Genomic DNA, 18,700 nt, shown 5'->3' with positions numbered 1-18,700 from the left:
CCCCGGCGCTCAGTTGGTCTTGGCGTAGTGGCGTGCGGCCTTGGTGCGGTTGCCGCAGGTCGCCATGGAATGCCAGCGCCGGGTGCCGTTCTTGGACGTGTCGTAGAAGAACAGGACACAGTCCGGGTGGGCACACTGGCGGATCCGGTGCGGCGCCTCGGCGATCAGGTGCAGCAGGTTGTCGGCGGCGAGCCAGCCCGGCAGCCAGGCCGGATCGGCCACCTCGGGGATATCGCGCGGGCCGTCGGCGGTGAGTTCCCGGCGCAGGCGGCCGCGGTCGAGGACCTGGTTGAGCGCGGTGGGGTCGGCGGTGGTGACCGCCGCGTGGACGGCGTCGCGGGCGGCGTGCAGGGCGGTCAGCGTGTGCTCGTCGGCGGGAACGCGGTCGGCGAGTCCGGTGAGCTCGAGCCACAGCCGCAGCCCGTCGAGATCGGTGAGCAGGTCACCGGGGGTGGCGCCGGCCCATCGCGTATTGAGCAGGTCCAGAGCCGGTGGTTCGCCGGTGTGCGGACGGGGATCGCGCATGCCTGAGGTTACCAACTCATCTCCTAACCACTGTCGCGATTTCACGGGTTGACGGTGTCGCCCGGCCACCCTACTGTCTAACCTGTCAACGCTGAATAGATAGTTAACATTCCGGAAGGGGTCCCCCGTGCGACCGCCACTGCCACCCTTCGACCTCGACTCCGCGCGCGCCAAGGTGCTCGCCGCCGAAAACGCCTGGAACACCCGCGATCCCGAGCGGGTCGCCGCGGCCTATACCGAGGACTCGGTGTGGCGCAACCGCGACGAGTTCTTCACCGGCCACGCCGCCATCGTCGACTTCCTGACCCGCAAGTGGGCGACCGAGAACGGCTACGCCTTGCGCAAGGATCTGTGGGCCTTCCACGACAACCACATCGCCGTGCGCTTCCAGTACGAGTGGCACGACGAGTCCGGTCAGTGGTGGCGCAGCTACGGCAACGAGCAGTGGGAGTTCGCGCCGGACGGGCGGATGGCGCGGCGCGAGGCCAGCATCAACGACGTGCGGATCGACGAATCCGAGCGCCGGATCTTCGGGCCGCGCGCCGAGGGCGACGACTCGGTGCTGCCGCAGCGGTAGCCGACGGGCCCGCGGTGCCGTCGATGTGCGCCGGGTTTGCGAGTCCTCGCGTGTTGGGCGGGCGCGTCGCTTGACTCGAATGGGTGTTCGACTAATCTGGGCGCCAGAACTTGTCGGTGCCGGCCTCTACTGTGGGCGCCAACCAGAGAGACACTCACCTCGAGAAGGGGACCACATCATGGCACCGCAGGCCTACGATCGCGACAAAGCGCTGGAGCTGGCACTGGCGCAGGTGGAGAAGAGCTTCGGCAAGGGCGCGGTCATGCGCCTGGGCGAGGAGGCCCGCCAGCCCATCTCCGTCATCCCGACCGGCTCCATCGCGCTCGACGTCGCGCTCGGCATCGGCGGGTTGCCGCGTGGTCGCGTCGTCGAGATCTACGGCCCGGAATCCTCGGGTAAGACCACCGTCGCGCTGCACGCGGTGGCCAACGCCCAGGCCGCGGGTGGCGTCGCCGCGTTCATCGACGCCGAGCACGCCCTGGACCCCGACTACGCCCGCAAGCTGGGCGTCGACACCGACGCGCTGCTGGTCTCCCAGCCCGACACCGGTGAGCAGGCGCTCGAGATCGCCGACATGCTGGTGCGTTCCGGCGCCATCGACATCATCGTCATCGACTCCGTCGCCGCCCTGGTGCCGCGCGCCGAGATCGAGGGCGAGATGGGTGACAGCCACGTCGGCCTGCAGGCCCGCCTGATGAGCCAGGCGCTGCGCAAGATGACCGGTGCGCTCAACACCTCGGGCACCACCGCCATCTTCATCAACCAGCTGCGCGAGAAGATCGGCGTCATGTTCGGCTCGCCGGAGACCACCACCGGCGGTAAGGCGCTGAAGTTCTACGCTTCGGTCCGCCTGGATGTGCGCCGCATCGAGACCCTCAAGGACGGCTCCGACGCGGTCGGCAACCGGACCCGCGTGAAGGTCGTCAAGAACAAGGTCAGCCCGCCGTTCAAGCAGGCCGAGTTCGACATCCTCTACGGCCAGGGCATCTCCAAGGAGGGCTCGCTCATCGACATGGGTGTCGAGCACGGCTTCATCCGCAAGTCGGGCTCCTGGTACACCTACGAGGGCGACCAGCTGGGCCAGGGCAAGGAGAACGCCCGCAAGTTCCTGCTGGAGAACACCGACGTGCGCGACGAGATCGAGAAGAAGATCAAGGAGAAGCTGGGCATCGGCGCCGACCTGACCGCCGAGGCCGACGCACCCGCCGACTTCTAGCCGATGGGCTCGCCGATCTCCGGCGGCCGTGCGCCTCGTGACGGGGTGGACCCGGTCGAGGACATGCGCAGGCAGCTGGCCCGCCTCGGTATCGAGGTGGCGCCGGAAGCGCCGGAGCGGCGAGACCGCCACCGCGACAGCGCGGACACCGAACTCGTCCGGCCGGCTCGGGCACACCGGGCCGAACTGGACGCCAGGGGAATTCGGTCGGGTGCGGGCGATCCGCAGCGCGCGCACCCGACCGGATTCGCCGATGATGATCAACCACACGATTCCGCTGCGCGGACTGGGGATGATCATGAAGAGTGGGGGAGCGGGGCGCGTCCCCGTGGCGCCCGGCGCGGACGCAGGTCCGGCCGAGGCGAGAAAGACTCCCTGTCGACCGGCGTCGGTGGTGACGACGGGCGGCAGGTGGATCCGGTGGCGGCCGGATCCCAGCCGGGAGAGCCCGACAGGCGGGCCGGCACACGCCGGCTCGCCCCGGGCGACCGTCCGAAGGCGACGATCGACCAGGCCAAGGACGCCTGCCTCAATCTGCTGGCCGTGCGCGCCCGCAGCCGGGCCGAGCTGGAGAAACGTCTCGGGGAGAAGGGTTTCCGGCTCGAGGTGACCGCGGCCGCGCTCGACCGGCTCGCCGAAGTCGGCCTCGTCGACGACAGTTCCTTCGCCGAACAGTGGGTGCACGAGCGCCACACGTACTCCGGCCGGGGGAAGAGGGCCCTGCAGCGCGAACTGCGTGACAAGGGCGTCGCTCCCGCCGATGCCGAGAACGCGCTGGCGATCGTCACCGACGACGCCGAACGCGCCCGCGCCACCGACCTGGTCCGCCGCAAACTCACCACCCTGTCCCGGGACCTGGACCGCGACAAGGCCGTCCGCCGTCTCGTCGGCATGCTGGCCCGCCGCGGCTACGACCAGTCGACTGCCTTCGCCGTCGTCACCGCGGAACTCGCCGAGGCGGGATTCACCCAGGCGCCCGCGCGGCCACGCGGGGCGAGCAAGCCCGATCCGGACCCGGACGAGCCGTCCCACGATCACCGACGACCCGGACGACCGGGCGATCCGATATCGCACGCCGATCCTGCGATCGAGGCGGACTCGGACAGCCCCGCCGAGGGGCTCCCGCGCCGGAACCGCTCCCGATGGTCACGCGCGGTCAGCACATCGGCCGACAGCGAAGCTCCCGGAGACACCGACACCGACCCCCCGGACCGGAGTACCGACCGGCGCGCGCCGCGCCGCCCGGTCCCCGGTGACGAGCAGGCCGCCGCCGACCTGGTCCGCCGCAAACTCCGCGGCATGCCCACCGACCTCGACCGCGCCAAGGCCACCCGCCGCCTGGTCGACATGCTCGCCCGCCGCGGCTACAGCCCCGCCATCGCCTATGCGGTCGTCAAAGCCGAACTGGCCGAGGCCGATCGCTGAGCCAGGTGACGAACTTTCCGAGTGCTGCTCGACTTCGGCAGTTGGGCATCGCCGCGAGGATGTCGCCGCTAGGCGGCGTGAGGGCGACGGCGCGAGGATCGTGCTGCCCCCGGGGCATGGGCGCGAGGGTGGCGGTGCGGGGATCGTGCTTGTCCCGGGGAATTGCCGCGGGCCGGCGGGGTATGTGTGGGGGGTCGTGCCGGCTGTGAGTCCGGTGGCGGGAACGGCTCCGTGTGGGAGGTCCGGCGCGTAAGATGACTTCGCGCCGGTGAAACGTGGTTTCGCGCAGGCGGATTCGAGCGCCGCAGAATGCGGCGGGGGTGTGGTAACCGGGTGTTTCACCTGTGGTCGGGGTGGGCATTCCGGGGGACAGGGCCTGGTGTGGCCGCCGAACTACGGGGAGGTGGACCCTGGACGCGTTGTGGTCGTTCGTGGTGAACCGGCGCGAGCAGCTGCTGGTCGATTCGTACCTGCATGTGTCGGCGGTGGTGCAGTCGCTGGCGCTGGCGACGATCGTCGCGGTGCTGATCGGGGTGCTCGTGTACCGGAGCCCGCTCGGCTCGGCTGCCGCGACCGCGACCGCGGGAGCGATCCTCACGGTGCCCTCGTTCGCGCTGCTCGGGCTGTTGATCCCCTTCCTCGGGCTCGGCGTCGGGCCGACGATCGTGGCGCTGGTGCTGTACGCGCTGTTGCCGATCCTGCGCAACACCGTGCTCGGGCTGTCGTCGGTGGATCCGGCGGTGATCGACGCCGCGCGGGGCGTCGGGATGAACCGGCTGCGGCTGCTGAGCACCATCGAACTGCCGCTGGCCTGGCCGTCGATCCTCGCCGGAATGCGGGTCAGCACCCAGATGATCATGGGCATTCTGGCCCTGGCCGCCTATGCCAAAGGCCCCGGCCTGGGCAACCTCATCTTCTCCGGGCTCTCGCGCCTGGGCAGCCCGAACGCGGTGCCGCAGGCGCTGACCGGGACCGTGCTCATCGTCGTGCTCGCGCTCGCGCTCGACGGCGTCCTGCTGCTGCTCGGCCGCCTCACCATCTCGAGGGGAATTCGTGACTGACACCGAAACCAGCACCGGCGCCGCCGCATCCGCGGTCTCCGGGGTCGAGATCGTCCTCGACCGGGTCACCAAGCGTTATCCCGACCAGCCGGATCCGGCGGTCGAGGAGGTCAGCATGACCATCCCGGCGGGGGAGATCGTGGTCCTGGTCGGCCCCTCCGGGTGCGGCAAGACCACCACCATGCGGATGATCAACCGGCTGATCGAACCGACCTCCGGCACCGTCACGATCGGCGGCCGCGACGCCGCGGGCATCGACGCCGACGAATTGCGGCGCGGTATCGGCTATTCCATCCAGCAGGCCGGCCTGTTCCCGCACCTGACCGTCGCCAAGAACATCGCCACGGTCCCCGGCCTGCTCGGCTGGGACCGCACACGCACCCGAGCCCGTGTCGACGAGATGCTCGCCCTCGTCGGCCTCGACCCCGCCGTGTATCGCGGTCGCTATCCGCGCCAGCTCTCCGGCGGTCAGCAACAGCGCGTCGGGGTGGCCAGGGCGCTGGCGGCCGACCCGCCGGTGCTGCTGATGGACGAGCCGTTCGGCGCCGTCGACCCGATCACCCGCGCGCTGCTGCAGGACGAATTGCTGCGCCTGCAAGGCGAACTCGGCAAGACCATCGTCTTCGTCACCCACGATTTCGGTGAGGCCGTGAAACTGGGCGACCGGATCGCGGTCCTGGGCGACCGGTCCCGCATCCTCCAGTACGACACCCCGGCGGCGATCCTGGCCGCGCCTGCCGACGAGACGGTCGCCGGTTTCGTCGGCAACACCGCCACCATCGACCGCCTCGGCCTGGCCGTGCTGGCCGATCTCGACCTGGACCAGGGCATCGCCGTCGCCGAGGACACCGCCCCGGCCGACCTCACCGACCGCCTGCACACGGCGCGGCAGGACTGGGGCATCGTCCTGGCCGCCGACCGGACCCCGATCCGCCGGATCGCGGCAGGTGAACTCGCCCACGCGGATTCGCTGCGGGACCTCGGCACCCCGATCCAGACCACGCTGCCCACCGACGCGACCCTGCAGGACGCCCTCGCGATCCTGCTGACCGAACGCACCGCCTCGGCCGTGGTCGTCGACGGCACCGGCGCGTTCGCCGGCGTCGTCACCGTCGACACTCTGATCAGCCACCTGGCCGCCGCCGGGGCCGCCGAAACGGCGCGGGCATGAGCGCGGCGCAGGTCGCGCTCCGGTGCGCTGCTCGGCCGGTCGACAGCACTCGCACTCGACAGGTCGGTGACCGGCCCGGCGGGAGGACCGATCACCGCGGACACCGACGGCTTCCGGTCGGCGACGGGCTTGCCCGGCCGTCGGCCGTGCCCGTCGTGCTGCGGACGGCGCGTCGTGCCGACGGTTCGTTCGCCGACCGGCCGGTGTTCGACCGGGTGTTCGCCGTCCACGGCGCCGCCGCAGGCCCCACACCGCGGCCTCGGAGGTTCGAATGACGAATCCTGTTCCCGCCCCGCCGCGTTCGATGACGGACGGGGCGGCCGCCGTCGCCGTACCGGGCGCGCAGCGGCGCGCCGAGTTCCTGCGGTTGCTGGTCCAGCCCGTGATCGTGCTGATCCTCACCGTCGGGGTGCTGGTGTGGGCGTTCCGGCGCGATCTCACGCTCACCCAGCAGGCGAGCATCAGCGTCGGCAATATCGCCGAGGTCACCTGGCAGCACATCCTGATCACCGCGGCGGTGGTGATCATCGTCGTCGCGGTAGCGGTGCCGCTGGGCACGCTGCTGACCCGGCCCGGATTCCGCGGGCTCGCACCGATCTTCGTCGGCATCGCCAATATCGGTGCCTCGGCGCCCGCCATCGGCCTGATCGTGCTGTGCTACCTGGTCACCCGGACCACCGGATTCTGGGTGGGGGTCGCGCCGATCGCGTTCTGTTCGCTGCTGCCGGTGCTGCGCAACACGATCCTGGGTTACCAGGAGGTGGATCCGACGCTCGTCGACGCCGGTCGCGGGCAGGGGATGTCGTCGGTGCAGGTGCTGCGGCGCATCGAGTTCCCGCTCGCGGTGCCCTACATCCTGGCCGGCCTGCGCACCTCGCTGGTGCTGGCCGTCGGCACCGCGACGCTGTCGTTCCTGGTGAGCGCGGGCGGCCTCGGCATCCTCATCGATACCGGGTACAAGCTGCGCGACACCGTCACGTTGACCGTGGGCGCGGTGCTGGCCGTCGCCCTGGCCCTGTTGGTCGACTGGCTGGGCGCGCTGGCCGAGCAGTTCCTCGGACCGAGGGGGTTGCGGTGAGGATCACCCGATGGTTGCGTGGGCTCGCGCCCGTGGCCGGTGTGCTGCTGATCGCGAGTTGCGGTCTGCAGTCGGGCGGTTCGGTGCCGCTGCCGGTGGGACCGGGCAGCATCGTGGCCGTGCCCGCCCTCGACGGCGTCGCGGTCACCGTGGGTTCCAAGGACTTCACCGAGGCCAATATCCTCGGCTATCTGATCGAATTCGCGCTCACGGCGGCGGGCGCGAATGTGCGTGACCTGACCAATATCCAGGGCTCCAACAGCCTGCGCGACGCCCAGTTGCACGGTCAGGTCGACATCGCCTACGACTACACCGGCACCGGCTGGATCAACTACCTGGGCAACGAGACGCCCGAACCGGACGAGGTGCGCCAGTTCGAACTCGTCCGGGACGCCGATCGCGCCGAGCACGACATGGTGTGGGCCGCGATGGCGCCGATGAACAACACCTACGCCCTGGTCGCGAGCAGGCGCACCGCCGAGGAGACCGGCGTGCGCACGCTGTCGGACTACGCTGCGCTGATCGCGAAGGACCCGGCCGCGGCCGCCACCTGCGTGGGCACCGAGTTCAACGTCCGCCAGGACGGTTACCCGGGGATGGCCCGCAAGTACGGCATCGATGTCGGTGCGGTGCAGAAACAGATCGTCCAGGACGCGCTGGTCTATCAGGCGACCGCCGACGCCGAGCAGTGCCGGTTCGGCTCGGTCGCGGCCACCGACGGCCGCATCCCGGCGCTGGATCTGGTACTGCTCGACGACGACCGCGGCTTCTTCCCCAAGTACAACGCCGCGCTCGTCATGCACGGACCCTTCGCCGACGCGCACCCCGAGGTCGCCGCGCTCATGGCACCCATCTCCGCCCGCCTGACCAACGCGGTGATCACCGAGCTCAACCGCCAGGTCGACATCGGCGGTCGCGAACCGGCCGACGTCGCGCGCGACTGGATGGTCGCCGAGGGGCTGGTCACCGTCGGCTGACCCCTCGCGACGGTTTGCCGAACTGTTACCGGGCTTCGCCCGAGATGTCCGAAACGCGGGACTCCTTCACACCGCACGCTCAGCTTCCCGGGCCATGATGGACGACGGTGGTGACACCGGCAACCGAAACGCGGAGCGGCGTGGGGGTCCGCTTCCCGACTGGGAGGATGACGCATGACGATCGAATTCCGCAAGGTGACCGTCCTGGGGACGGGGGTGCTCGGATCCCAGATCGCGTTCCAGACCGCCTTCCACGGGTTCGACGTGACCGCCTACGACATCGACGACAAGGCGATCACCGCGGCGCGTGGCCGATTCGACGAGCTCGCCAAGGTGTACCAGCAGGACGTCGAAGGCGCCGACGCGAGCAACACCGCAGCGACCGCGACGGGCATCACGCTGACCACCGATCTGGCGGCCGCGGCGGCCGAGGCGGACCTGATCATCGAGGCGGTGCCCGAGGTGCTCGAGATCAAGCGCGACCTCTACGGCAAGCTCGGGGCGCTGGCGCCCGAACGCACCGTGTTCGCGACGAACTCCTCGACGCTGCTGCCCAGCGACATCGTCGACTACACCGGCCGCGCCGACCGGTTCCTGGCGCTGCACTTCGCCAATCACGTCTGGAAGTTCAACACCGCCGAGGTCATGGGCACCGAGCGGACCGATCCGGCGGTGTTCCAGGCAGTGGTCGCGTTCGCGACGGCCATCGGCATGGTGCCGATCGAGTTGCACAAGGAGAAGGCCGGTTACGTTCTCAACTCGCTGCTGGTGCCGTTCCTGAATTCCGGCATCGAGCTGGCGGCGGGCGGGTACGCCGAGCCCGCCGCGGTCGACGAGACCTGGCGCATCGCCACCGGCGCCCCGATGGGCCCGTTCCAGATCCTCGACATCGTCGGCCTGACCACCCCCTACAACATCCTGATCAACGGCAGCGACGCGCACAAGAAGCTCGCGGCCTGGCTCAAGGAGAACTACATCGACAAGGGCAAGCTCGGCGCCGCCACCGGGGAGGGGTTCTACCGCTACACCGCGTAGTCCCGCTCGACATCGCCGGAACGGACAGAGGAGTCGGATGTACTACAGCAGTGGCAACTACGAAGCGTTCGCCCGTCCGCGCAAACCCCAAGGGGTGGACGACAAGTCGGCGTGGTTCGTCGGCGCAGGCCTGGCGTCGCTGTCGGGCGCGGCCTTCCTGATCAGGGACGGGCAGATGTCCGGCGACCGGATCACCGTGCTGGAGCGGCTGAAGCTGCCCGGCGGTGCGCTCGACGGCATCAGGGAACCGAAGAAGGGCTTCGTCATCCGCGGTGGGCGCGAGATGGAGAACCACTTCGAATGTCTGTGGGATCTCTACCGTTCGGTGCCGTCCCTGGAGATCGAGGGCGCCAGCGTCCTCGACGAGTTCTACTGGCTCAACAAGGACGACCCGAACTTCTCGCTCCAGCGCGCCACCGTGCGACGCGGCCAGGACGCGCACACCGACGGCCTGTTCACCCTCACCGACCGCGCGCAGAAGGACATCGTGAAGGTGTTCCTCGCCACCCGCGAGCAGATGGAGAACAAGCGCATCGACGAGGTGTTCGGCGCGGACTTCCTGGCCAGCAATTTCTGGCTGTACTGGCGCACGATGTTCGCGTTCGAGGAATGGCACAGCGCGCTCGAGATGAAGCTGTACCTGCACCGCTTCATCCACCACATCGGCGGCCTGCCGGACTTCTCGGCGCTGAAGTTCACCAAGTACAACCAGTACGAGTCGCTGGTGCTGCCGCTGTATCGGTGGCTGCTCGACCAGGGTGTGCGGTTCCGCTTCGACACCGAGGTCACCGACGTCGATTTCGACATCACCGGGCCGCGCAAACAAGCCACCCGGCTGCACTGGGTGTCCGAGGGCGTCGACGGCGGCGTCGATCTGACGGCGAACGATCTGCTGTTCGTCACCATCGGCTCGCTCACCGAGAACTCCGACGAAGGCGATCAGCACACGCCCGCGAAACTCGACGAGGGCCCGGCCCCGGCCTGGGATCTGTGGCGGCGGATCGCGGCCAAGGACCCCGCGTTCGGTCATCCCGACGTCTTCGGCGGCCACATCCCGGAGACCAAATGGGAATCGGCCACGGTCACCACCCTCGACGAGCGGATTCCGCGCTACATCCAGAAGATCTGCAAGCGGGACCCGTTCAGCGGCAAGGTCGTCACCGGCGGCATCGTGACGGTGCGGGACTCGTCCTGGCTGATGAGCTGGACGGTGAACCGGCAGCCACACTTCAAACAACAGCCCGCCGACCAGATCGTGGTGTGGGTGTACGCGCTCTTCGCCGACAAGCCCGGCGATTTCGTGCGCAAGTCGATGCAGGACTGCACCGGGGCGGAGATCACCCAGGAATGGCTCTACCACCTGGGCGTGCCCGAGGCGGAGATCCCGGAGATGGCCGCCGACGCGGCGACCTGCGTGCCGGTGATGATGCCGTACGTGACGGCGTTCTTCATGCCGCGCCAGGCGGGCGACCGGCCCGACGTGGTGCCCGCCGGCGCGGTGAACTTCGCCTTCATCGGCCAGTTCGCCGAGACCACCCGCGACTGCATCTTCACCACCGAGTACTCGGTGCGCACCGGCATGGAGGCGGCCTACCGGCTGCTCGATATCGACCGTGGGGTGCCGGAGGTGTACGCCTCCACCTACGACATCCGCTCGCTACTGGCGGCGACCAGCCGGTTGCGGGACGGCGAGGAGATGAGCCTGCCCGGACCGGACTTCGTCCGGCACCGGCTGCTGAAGAAGCTCGACGACACCGAGATCGGGCCGCTGCTGCGCGAGTTCGGCCTCGTCGGCGAGGACTAGGGGACACACGCGGGGCCCGATCCGTCCGGACCGGGCCCCGCGCTGTGTTCGCTGAGCTAGTTCTTGGTGATGTCCACGCCGGGAGCGGCGTCGGTGACGATCGAGTCGGCGGCCAGCACGGCGCCGCCGCCCCGCTTGCGCCGCGACCGCAGCCGCTTCTCCAGCGTCGTCGCCAGGAAGGTCAGCGCCAGGTTCAGCGAGATCATGATCAGCGCCACGACGATCAGCGCGGGGATGGTGTTCTGCTGCGAGGCACCCTCCTGCTGACCGGCGCGCACCAGTTCCACATAGGTGATCTGGTAGCCCAGCGCGGTGTCCTTGAGCACGACCACCATCTGCGACACCAGGGCGGGCAGCATCGCCGTGACCGCCTGCGGCAGCAGGATCAGGCGCATCAGCTGGGTCTTGCGCAGGCCCAGCGCCACCGCGGCCTCGGTCTGGCCCTTGGGCAGCGACCGGATACCCGCGCGCACGATCTCGGCGATGACCGAGGCGTTGTAGATCACCAGCGCGATGACGACCGCGGCCAGCGCCAGGTCGTCGGAGCGGAAGACCTTGTACTCGCCGAAGACGGCGAACAGGAAGATCATCAGGATCAGCACCGGGATCGCCCTGGCCAGCTCGACGATCGCGCCCGCGGTCCAACGGATCCACTTGTGATCCGACAACCGCAGGATGCCGAAGATCATGCCGAAGATCAGCGCGAACACGATCGAGATGACCGCCGCGGTCAACGTGCCCCGCAGACCGGGCAGCAGATAGGTCTCCCAGACGCCCGCTTCCAGGAACGGCTTCCACTTGGCCGCGGTGAACTGACCCTGCTCGTCGAACGCGTCGAACAGCAGCCAGCCGAAACCGGCCAGCGCGAGCACGACCAGGACCGAGTAGAGGTGATGCCGCAGGCGCGCGCGGGGGCCCGGCGCGTCGAAGAGGACCGAAGCTGCGCTCATCGGGCTACCTCGAATCGCTTGGCCAGCCAGCCGAAGAACAGGCCGGTCGGCAGGGTGAGAATGACGAAGCCGAGGGCGAAGATCGCACCGATCGCGAGCAGCGCGGCCTCGTTCTCGTTCATCTCGCTCATCAGGAAGGCGGCCTCGCCGACACCGATCACCGAGGCGATGGTCGAGTTCTTCGTCAGGGCGATCAGCACACTGCCCAGCGGGGCGATGACCGCGCGGAAGGCCTGCGGCAGCACCACCAGGCGCAGGTTCTGCGCGAAGCCGAAGCCGAGCGAGCGGCCCGCTTCGGACTGGCCCAGCGGCACTGTGTTGATGCCCGAGCGCAGCGACTCGCACACGAAGGCCGCCGTGTAGACGCTCAAGCCGACGATCGCCCAGCGATAGTTGTTGTCCGAGAGCGAATCACCGGCCAGCTTCCAGCCCAGGGTCGTGTACAGGCCCAGCGAGCAGAACACGATGATCAGCGTCAGCGGGGTGTTGCGGAAGATCGAGACGTAGGCGGAGCCGACCCAGCGCGCGACCGGGATGGGGGACACGCGCATGGCGGCGACGAGGGTGCCGAGGAGCAGCGCGCCGATCGCGGAGAAGAACGTCAGCTTGATGGTCACCCAGAAGGCGTCGAGGATTTCGGAGTCGTACCTCGAGATCAGGTCGAACACGGACGCGCGTCCTCCGATCGATGTGTAAGGGCCAGCAGGACTCGACCGCGGGGGGGGGGCCGGGCCCCCCCCCCCCCCCCCCGCGGCGGTGATCAGTAGCGGTCGACGGTCGGCGGCTGCGGGATCGCGAAACCGGTGCCGGCGAAGGACTTCTCCAGCGCGGCCTTCCACGAACCGTCGGCGATCATCGCCTCGATCGCGTCGTTGATCTTGGTGCGCGCCTCGGTCTCGCCCTTCTTGATACCGATGCCGTACTTCTCGGTGGTGAAGGGCTTGTTGACCAGCTTGTAGGAGCCCGGCGACTGCGCGGCGTAACCGGCGAGGATGACGTTGTCGGTGGTCACCGCGTCCATCGCGCCGCCCCGCAGCGCCTCGATGCACAGCGAGTAGGTGTCGTAGGTCTGCAGCTGCGCCTGCGGGAACTTGTCCTTGATGTTCTGGGCAGGGGTGGAGCCCTTCACCGAGCACACCTTCTTGCCCGCCAGCGAGTCCGGGCCGGTGATGTCGGTGTTGTCGGCGCGCACCAGCAGGTCCTGACCGGCGATGTAGTACGGGCCGGCGAAGTCGACCTTCTCCTTGCGCTTGTCGGTGATCGAGTAGGTCGCGACGACGTAGTCGACCTGACCGTTCTCGAGCAGCGTCTCGCGCTGCGCCGACGGCGACTCCTTGAAGGTGATGTTCTCCGGCTTCACGCCGAGCTTGTCGGCCACGTACTTGGCCACCTCGACGTCGAAGCCGCTGTAGGTGCCGTCGGTGTTGCGCAGGCCCAGACCCGGCTGGTCGAACTTGATGCCGACGGTCAGCTTGCCGTCCTTGGCGTGGTCGAGCACCGACCCCTCGTCACCGCCGCCACAGCCCGCGGTGAGCGTGGCAGCCAATGCCAGTGCCGCGGCGCCGATTCCGACCCGCATCGCACGATTGATCCTCATCGAGTGTCCTTCTCCTGGTGATGGGTGGTGGTCAGTGACTGAGAATTTTGCCGAGGAAGTCCTTGGCCCGGTCCGAGGCGGGTGCGGTGAAGAAGGTCTCCGGCGCGGTGTCCTCGACGATCTCGCCGTCGGCCATGAACAGCACGCGGTCGCCGGCCCGGCGGGCGAAGCCCATCTCGTGGGTCACGACGAGCATCGTCATGCCCTCCTTGGCGAGCGAGACCATCACCTCGAGCACTTCGTTGACCATCTCCGGGTCCAGCGCGGAGGTGGGCTCGTCGAAGAGCATCACCTTCGGGTCCATCGCCAGCGAGCGGGCGATCGCGACGCGCTGCTGCTGGCCGCCGGAGAGCTGGGCGGGGTACTTGTCGGCCTGGTTGGCGATGCCGACCCGGTCGAGCAGGGCCAGCGCGTGCTTGCGCGCCTCGTCCTTCTTGATGCCGCGCACCTTCAGCGGCGCGAGCATGACGTTGTCGAGAATCGTCTTGTGCGCGAACAGATTGAACGACTGGAACACCATGCCGACCTCGGCGCGCAGCGCGGCCAGCGCCTTGCCCTCGGCGGGCAGCGCGACGCCGTCGATGGCGATGTCGCCGGAGTCGATCGGTTCGAGCCGGTTGATGGTGCGGCACAGGGTGGACTTCCCCGAGCCCGAGGGGCCGAGGACGATCACGACCTGCCCGCGGGGGACTTCCAGGTTGATGTGGCGCAGGACGTGGAGTTCACCGAAGTGTTTGTCCACGTTGCGCATCGAGATCATCGGCGGCGCGCCAGCAGTGGCGGCGGCGTCGGCTTTCCCGGTCGCGGGTGCGGCGTCGTCGGTCATGGTCAGAAACCTTAGGCGTTCTTCGGAGATTTGCCCGGCTTTCCGTGACTCGCCGCCACGGCACGCCGAAACGACACCGGCCGGTAACCTGCCGGTACCACGGGCGACTCCCGGACGCGACGCAGACCACATCAGGGGCGGGCCGTACCCTGGACGGGTGGATTCGAACGGACAGAACGCGACGGAGCGCGCGGTGACGCAGGCGCGCAGTTACGAGGTCCGCACCTTCGGCTGCCAGATGAACGTACACGACTCCGAACGCTTGTCCGGCCTGCTCGAAGACGCGGGCTATGTGAAGGCCGCGCCCACCGACACCCCCGACCTGGTGGTGTTCAACACCTGCGCGGTGCGCGAGAACGCCGACAACAAGCTCTACGGCACCCTGGGCCACCTGGCGCCGGTGAAGCAGGGCAGGCCCGGCATGCAGATCGCCGTCGGCGGCTGCCTGGCGCAGAAGGACCGCGAGACCGTCGTGCGCAAGGCGCCCTGGGTCGACGTGGTGTTCGGCACACACAACATCGGCTCGCTGCCGGTGCTGCTCGAACGGGCCCGGCACAACGAGGAAGCCCAGGTCGAGATCCTCGAATCGCTCGAGGCGTTCCCCTCGACGCTGCCCGCCAAGCGGGAATCGGCCTACGCCGGCTGGGTGTCGATCTCGGTGGGCTGCAACAACACCTGCACCTTCTGCATCGTGCCCGCGCTGCGCGGCAAGGAGGTCGACCGCCGCCCCGGTGACGTGCTCGCCGAGGTGCAGGCGCTGGTCGATCAGGGCGTGCTCGAGGTGACGCTGCTCGGCCAGAACGTCAACTCCTACGGCGTGAACTTCGTGGACCCGGAACAGCCGCGTGATCGCGGGGCCTTCGCCCAGCTGCTGCGCGCGACCGGACAGATCGAAGGCCTCGAGCGGGTGCGGTTCACCTCCCCGCATCCGGCCGAGTTCACCGACGATGTCATCGAGGCGATGGCGCAGACCCCGACCGTCTGCCCGCAGCTGCACATGCCGCTGCAGTCCGGGTCGGACCGGGTGCTCAAGGCGATGCGTCGCTCCTACCGCAAGGAGCGCTTCCTGGGCATCATCGACAAGGTGCGCGCGGCGATGCCGCACGCCTCGATCACCACCGACATCATCGTGGGCTTCCCCGGCGAGACCGAGGAGGACTTCCAGGAGACCCTGGACGTGGTGCGCCGGGCGCGGTTCACCAGCGCCTACACCTTCCAGTACTCCAAGCGGCCGGGAACCCCGGCCGCCGAACTGCCCGACCAGCTGCCCAAGGCGGTGGTGCAGGAGCGCTTCGACCGGCTGATCGCCCTGCAGGAGCAGGTCTCGCTCGACGCCAACCAGGCGTTGATCGGCACCGAGGTGGAACTGCTCGTCGCCGACGGCGCGGGCAAGAAGAACGCCGCCACCGCCCGGATGAGCGGTCGCGCGCGCGACGGCAGGCTGGTGCACTTCCGGCCCGGCACCGACGCGGGGATCCGCCCGGGCGACATCGTCGTCGTCGACATCACCGAGGCCGCGCCCCACCACCTGATCGCCGACGGCGCGGTGAAGGCGCACCGGCGCACCAGGGCGGGCGACGCGCACGAGCGCGGCGTGACGCCGAAGACCGAACCGATCGGCGTCGGCCTGGGGCTGCCGCGGATCGGCGCGCCCGCGGTCGAGCCGGTCACCAGTGGCTGCTCGACCGGCTGCTCGTGACCTCGACGCCGGAGGACCCCGAACCTACTACCGGTCGTAGTGGGTCGGGTGCCGACGGCACGGACGGTGATGGCACAGTAGAGCCCGGCGCACACGAGACCAGCAACGATCAGCCTGCGAACAGGAGCGACAACGCGGTGAACCGGGTGGACGACAAGGAATTCGAACAGTTCCGCGGCGAACTCGACGCGGTGGAACGCCGCATCGCCGGCGAGATCGATCCCGGCGCGCGGGCGCTGGTCGTGGCGGGCGCGGTCTTCGCGCTGCTGATCTCGCTGGTGCTGCCGACCGCGGGCACCGCGCGCGGGTTCGACGTGCTGCTCAACACCGAGGCCGCGGGGGTCGAGCACATCGGCCTGCCCTCGCGGATCTTCGTCTGGCTGGTCATCGTCTTCGGTGTCGGCTTCTCGCTGCTGGCGCTGACCACCCGCCGCTGGGTGCTGGCCTGGCTGGCCTGCGCGGGCTCGGCGGTCGGCAGCGTGTTCGGCGTGCTGTCGATCTGGCACCGGCAGACCCCCGGCCTGGGCAACTACGAGGGCGCCGGCCCCGGCATCGGCCTGATCCTGGGCACCATCGCGATCATGGTGCTCACCTTCCACTGGATTCGCGTGGTCTGGAGCCGCACCGCCGTGCAGCTCGCCGCCGAGGAGCAGCGCCGCAACGCCGCGCGCGAGGCCGAGGAACGCGACCGTAAGCGCCTGACCGGCGAATAGCCCGCGGAACGAGTGAACCCCCGACCACCCGGTCGGGGGTTCACTCGTTCCGCGAGCTCAGCGGTTGCTGACCGCGCCTTCGGCGGCCTCGGCCCATTCACGCCACTGCTTGGCCTGCTCGAGCGCCTTCTCCGCGTCGCGCTTCTTGCCCGCCGCGGTGGCCTTGGCGGCCTGCTCCTCGAACTGGGCGACCCGCTCGCGGAACTGCGCGGCGCGCGCCACCGCCTCCGGATCGGTGCGCCGCCACTGCTGGTCGGCGGCGTCGCGCACGCGCTTCTCGATGGCGCGCAGCTTGCCTTCCAGCTCCTGCATGCGCTCGCGCGGCACCTTGCCGACGGCGTCCCACTTGTCCTGCAGCTCGCGCAGGGCGTTGCGGGCGGCGTCGAGCCCGGTGGCCGGGTCGATGTGCGCGTAGTCGCGCAGCAGCTCCTCCTTGGCGGTGGCGTTGTGCTCGAACTCGGCGTCGCGCTCGGAGACCGCCGCGTTGCGCGCGGCGAAGAACACGTCCTGGGCGCTCTTGAACCGCCGCCACAGCGCCTCGTCGGCCTCGCGCGGGGCGCGGCCCGCCGCCTTCCACTCGGTGAGCAGGTCGCGGAATACCGCGGCCGTGCCGGTCCAGTCGGTCGAGCCCGACAGTTCCTCGGCGCGTACGCACAGCTCTTCCTTGCGCGTCTTCGCCGAGGCGCGCTCGCGGTCGAGCTCGGCGAAGTGCGCGCCGCGCCTGCGGTTGAACGCCTCGCGGGCCTTGGAATAGCGCTTCCACAGGGCGTCGTCGACCTTGCGGTCGACCCCGCGGATGGACTTCCACTCGTCGAGGATCTCGCGCAGCCGGTCGCCCGCGTGCTTCCACTGGGTGGACTCGGCGGCGATCTGCTCGGCCTCGGCGGCAAGGGCTTCCTTGCGCTCGGTGTGCTCGTGCCGGGCGCGCTCCTTCTCCTCCTTGGCGTGCGCGGCGGCCTCTTCGGAGTGCTCGGTGATCGCCTGCAGACGCACGGCCAGGCCGTCGATATCGCCGATGACGGCCGCGGTCGGCAGTGTCTCGGCGATCGCGAGTGCGGCCGCCTTGGTCTTGCGGGCGTCGGCGCCCGCGGCCAGCCTGGCCTCGAGCAGCGCCACCTCGGTGGCCAGGTCGTCGAAGCGGCGGCCGAAGTGCTCGAGTCCCTCGGCGGCGTCGCCCGCCTGCCAGGACCCGATGATCCGCTCGCCGTCGGCGGTCTTGACCCACGCGGTGCCGTCCTCGTCGACCCGGCCCCACTTGCTGGGGTCGGTGACCGTCGGCACGACGACCGGGTGCGGATGGGGTTGATCGGGGCCCGGCGCCGGTTTCACGGCGTGTGGCTTCGGCGGACGCGGAGACTTTCCGCCGGGCTTGGGGGTACCGGACGGTCGCGGGCCCGGACCGGGGGTGGGCTTCGCGGTTCCGTTGCTGTCGGTCATTGCTCTCCGTCCCTGCCGCGCGTCACGGCTGCCTGGTTACGCCCTAGCACATCCCATTGAACCCGGTCGGAGCCGAGGAAACCATCGATCCGAGTGATCGGATGCCGGATTTCCTGGGATTTCGTCCCGGACGACGTGGGTAGTCGCACCTGAAAACACTAGCAATCTCGGCGGGCATCACCGCGCCGGACACTCGCAGACGGCTGCCCGGTCGCGGTGCGGCGGGTGCGGCCCCCGGCGCGCGGTACGGCTACGGTTACCGCGTGTTCTCGATAGCGGCCCTGGTCCCGTCGCCGCCGATGCTGGTGCCCGAACTGTGCGGGCGCCGGGTGGCAGCGGGCAGTGATCCCGACGACCCGACCGCGGTGCTGCGCGCCGCCGCCCTCGACGCCGCGGCCACGCTCGCCGCCGCGACCGACCGCTGGACGGTCGTCGGCGTCGGCGCGCGCGACCAGAACTTCGCGTCCACGACCAGAGGGACGTTCCGTGGCTTCGGCGCCGACGTCGTCGTCGGGCTCGGCCCGGCGGGGCCGGACGCGGCCCCAGCAGACCCCCAGCTTCCCCTGCCGGTCCTGGTCGCCGGATGGTTGCGCGAGCAGGTCGCCCCCG

General features: G+C 69.6%; 17 protein-coding genes and 1 pseudogene. 12 read left to right on the top strand and 6 right to left on the bottom strand.

Translation table 11 applies throughout. The annotated features are described in order from the left end of the window. Positions 1-9: 9 nt before the first annotated feature. Positions 10-525: a CGNR zinc finger domain-containing protein gene (locus V8688_RS21965; protein WP_218716465.1), complete on the bottom strand. Its 516-nt coding sequence runs from the start codon at positions 523-525 to the stop codon at positions 10-12. A 127-nt stretch (positions 526-652) separates the two neighbouring features. On the opposite strand from V8688_RS21965, the gene V8688_RS21960 reads away from it, so the two are divergent. The 9 genes from V8688_RS21960 (at position 653) to V8688_RS21920 (ending at position 10,869) form a co-directional block, all read left to right on the top strand. After that, positions 653-1,102, top strand: coding sequence for a nuclear transport factor 2 family protein (locus V8688_RS21960; protein WP_218716466.1), 450 nt, complete (start codon positions 653-655; stop codon positions 1,100-1,102). Between the two features lie 178 nt (positions 1,103-1,280). Then, the gene (recA, locus tag V8688_RS21955) at positions 1,281-2,318 is read left to right on the top strand and encodes a recombinase RecA (RefSeq protein ID WP_189024126.1); all 1,038 of its coding nucleotides are present in this window, start codon (positions 1,281-1,283) and stop codon (positions 2,316-2,318) included. Positions 2,319-2,738: 420 nt separating this feature from the next. Next, the gene (locus V8688_RS21950) at positions 2,739-3,743 is read left to right on the top strand and encodes a regulatory protein RecX (protein ID WP_316575501.1); all 1,005 of its coding nucleotides are present in this window, start codon (positions 2,739-2,741) and stop codon (positions 3,741-3,743) included. Positions 3,744-4,153: 410 nt separating this feature from the next. Further along, complete coding sequence (locus tag V8688_RS21945; protein ID WP_342801594.1) at positions 4,154-4,804, top strand: ABC transporter permease; 651 nt, start codon at positions 4,154-4,156, stop codon at positions 4,802-4,804. Beyond that, on the top strand, positions 4,797-5,975 hold the full coding sequence (locus V8688_RS21940) for an ATP-binding cassette domain-containing protein (RefSeq protein WP_218716467.1): 1,179 nt from the start codon (positions 4,797-4,799) through the stop codon (positions 5,973-5,975). The genes V8688_RS21945 and V8688_RS21940 overlap by 8 nt, the downstream gene beginning before the upstream one ends. A gap of 304 nt (positions 5,976-6,279) precedes the next feature. Then, positions 6,280-7,053: an ABC transporter permease subunit gene (locus tag V8688_RS21935; protein WP_342801593.1), complete on the top strand. Its 774-nt coding sequence runs from the start codon at positions 6,280-6,282 to the stop codon at positions 7,051-7,053. After that, on the top strand, positions 7,050-8,030 hold the full coding sequence (locus V8688_RS21930) for a glycine betaine ABC transporter substrate-binding protein (protein WP_218716468.1): 981 nt from the start codon (positions 7,050-7,052) through the stop codon (positions 8,028-8,030). Before V8688_RS21935 ends, V8688_RS21930 begins: the two co-directional genes overlap by 4 nt. Positions 8,031-8,204: 174 nt before the next feature. Further along, the gene (locus tag V8688_RS21925) at positions 8,205-9,065 is read left to right on the top strand and encodes a 3-hydroxyacyl-CoA dehydrogenase (protein ID WP_218716469.1); all 861 of its coding nucleotides are present in this window, start codon (positions 8,205-8,207) and stop codon (positions 9,063-9,065) included. A gap of 37 nt (positions 9,066-9,102) precedes the next feature. Next, on the top strand, positions 9,103-10,869 hold the full coding sequence (locus V8688_RS21920) for an oleate hydratase (RefSeq protein ID WP_342801587.1): 1,767 nt from the start codon (positions 9,103-9,105) through the stop codon (positions 10,867-10,869). Between the two features lie 56 nt (positions 10,870-10,925). Here V8688_RS21920 and V8688_RS21915 read toward each other — a convergent pair whose 3' ends face one another. The 4 genes from V8688_RS21915 to V8688_RS21900 form a co-directional block, all read right to left on the bottom strand. Further along, complete coding sequence (locus V8688_RS21915; protein WP_218716471.1) at positions 10,926-11,819, bottom strand: amino acid ABC transporter permease; 894 nt, start codon at positions 11,817-11,819, stop codon at positions 10,926-10,928. Then, positions 11,816-12,487, bottom strand: coding sequence for an amino acid ABC transporter permease (locus V8688_RS21910; protein WP_218716472.1), 672 nt, complete (start codon positions 12,485-12,487; stop codon positions 11,816-11,818). Before V8688_RS21910 ends, V8688_RS21915 begins: the two co-directional genes overlap by 4 nt. Positions 12,488-12,579: 92 nt before the next feature. After that, positions 12,580-13,416 (bottom strand): glutamate ABC transporter substrate-binding protein, encoded by an 837-nt coding sequence (locus tag V8688_RS21905; protein ID WP_218716473.1) that lies wholly within the window; start codon positions 13,414-13,416, stop codon positions 12,580-12,582. Positions 13,417-13,447: 31 nt separating this feature from the next. Further along, a complete protein-coding gene (locus V8688_RS21900) occupies positions 13,448-14,176 on the bottom strand; it encodes an amino acid ABC transporter ATP-binding protein (protein WP_218716479.1) in 729 nt (242 codons plus the stop codon). Positions 14,177-14,480: 304 nt separating this feature from the next. On the opposite strand from V8688_RS21900, the gene miaB reads away from it, so the two are divergent. Further along, positions 14,481-15,941 carry a tRNA (N6-isopentenyl adenosine(37)-C2)-methylthiotransferase MiaB gene (gene miaB, locus V8688_RS21895; protein ID WP_342801592.1) on the top strand — a complete coding sequence of 487 codons (1,461 nt, stop codon included), beginning with the start codon at positions 14,481-14,483 and terminating at the stop codon, positions 15,939-15,941. A gap of 137 nt (positions 15,942-16,078) precedes the next feature. After that, complete coding sequence (locus tag V8688_RS21890) at positions 16,079-16,654, top strand: hypothetical protein (protein WP_218716474.1); 576 nt, start codon at positions 16,079-16,081, stop codon at positions 16,652-16,654. A 57-nt stretch (positions 16,655-16,711) separates the two neighbouring features. On the opposite strand, the gene V8688_RS21885 is transcribed toward V8688_RS21890, so the two are convergent. Continuing rightward, the gene (locus V8688_RS21885; protein ID WP_342801586.1) at positions 16,712-18,091 is read right to left on the bottom strand and encodes a DUF349 domain-containing protein; all 1,380 of its coding nucleotides are present in this window, start codon (positions 18,089-18,091) and stop codon (positions 16,712-16,714) included. Positions 18,092-18,354: 263 nt separating this feature from the next. Here V8688_RS21885 and V8688_RS21880 point away from each other — a divergent pair. Then, positions 18,355-18,700 (top strand): annotated as a pseudogene (locus tag V8688_RS21880) (hypothetical protein); the annotation flags it as partial.

This window comes from Nocardia sp. No.11, assembly GCF_038752175.1.
GTDB lineage: Bacteria > Actinomycetota > Actinomycetes > Mycobacteriales > Mycobacteriaceae > Nocardia > Nocardia canadensis.
The sequence above is the reverse complement of the archived record's forward strand: the minus strand, read 5'-3'. Positions and strand labels throughout refer to the sequence as shown.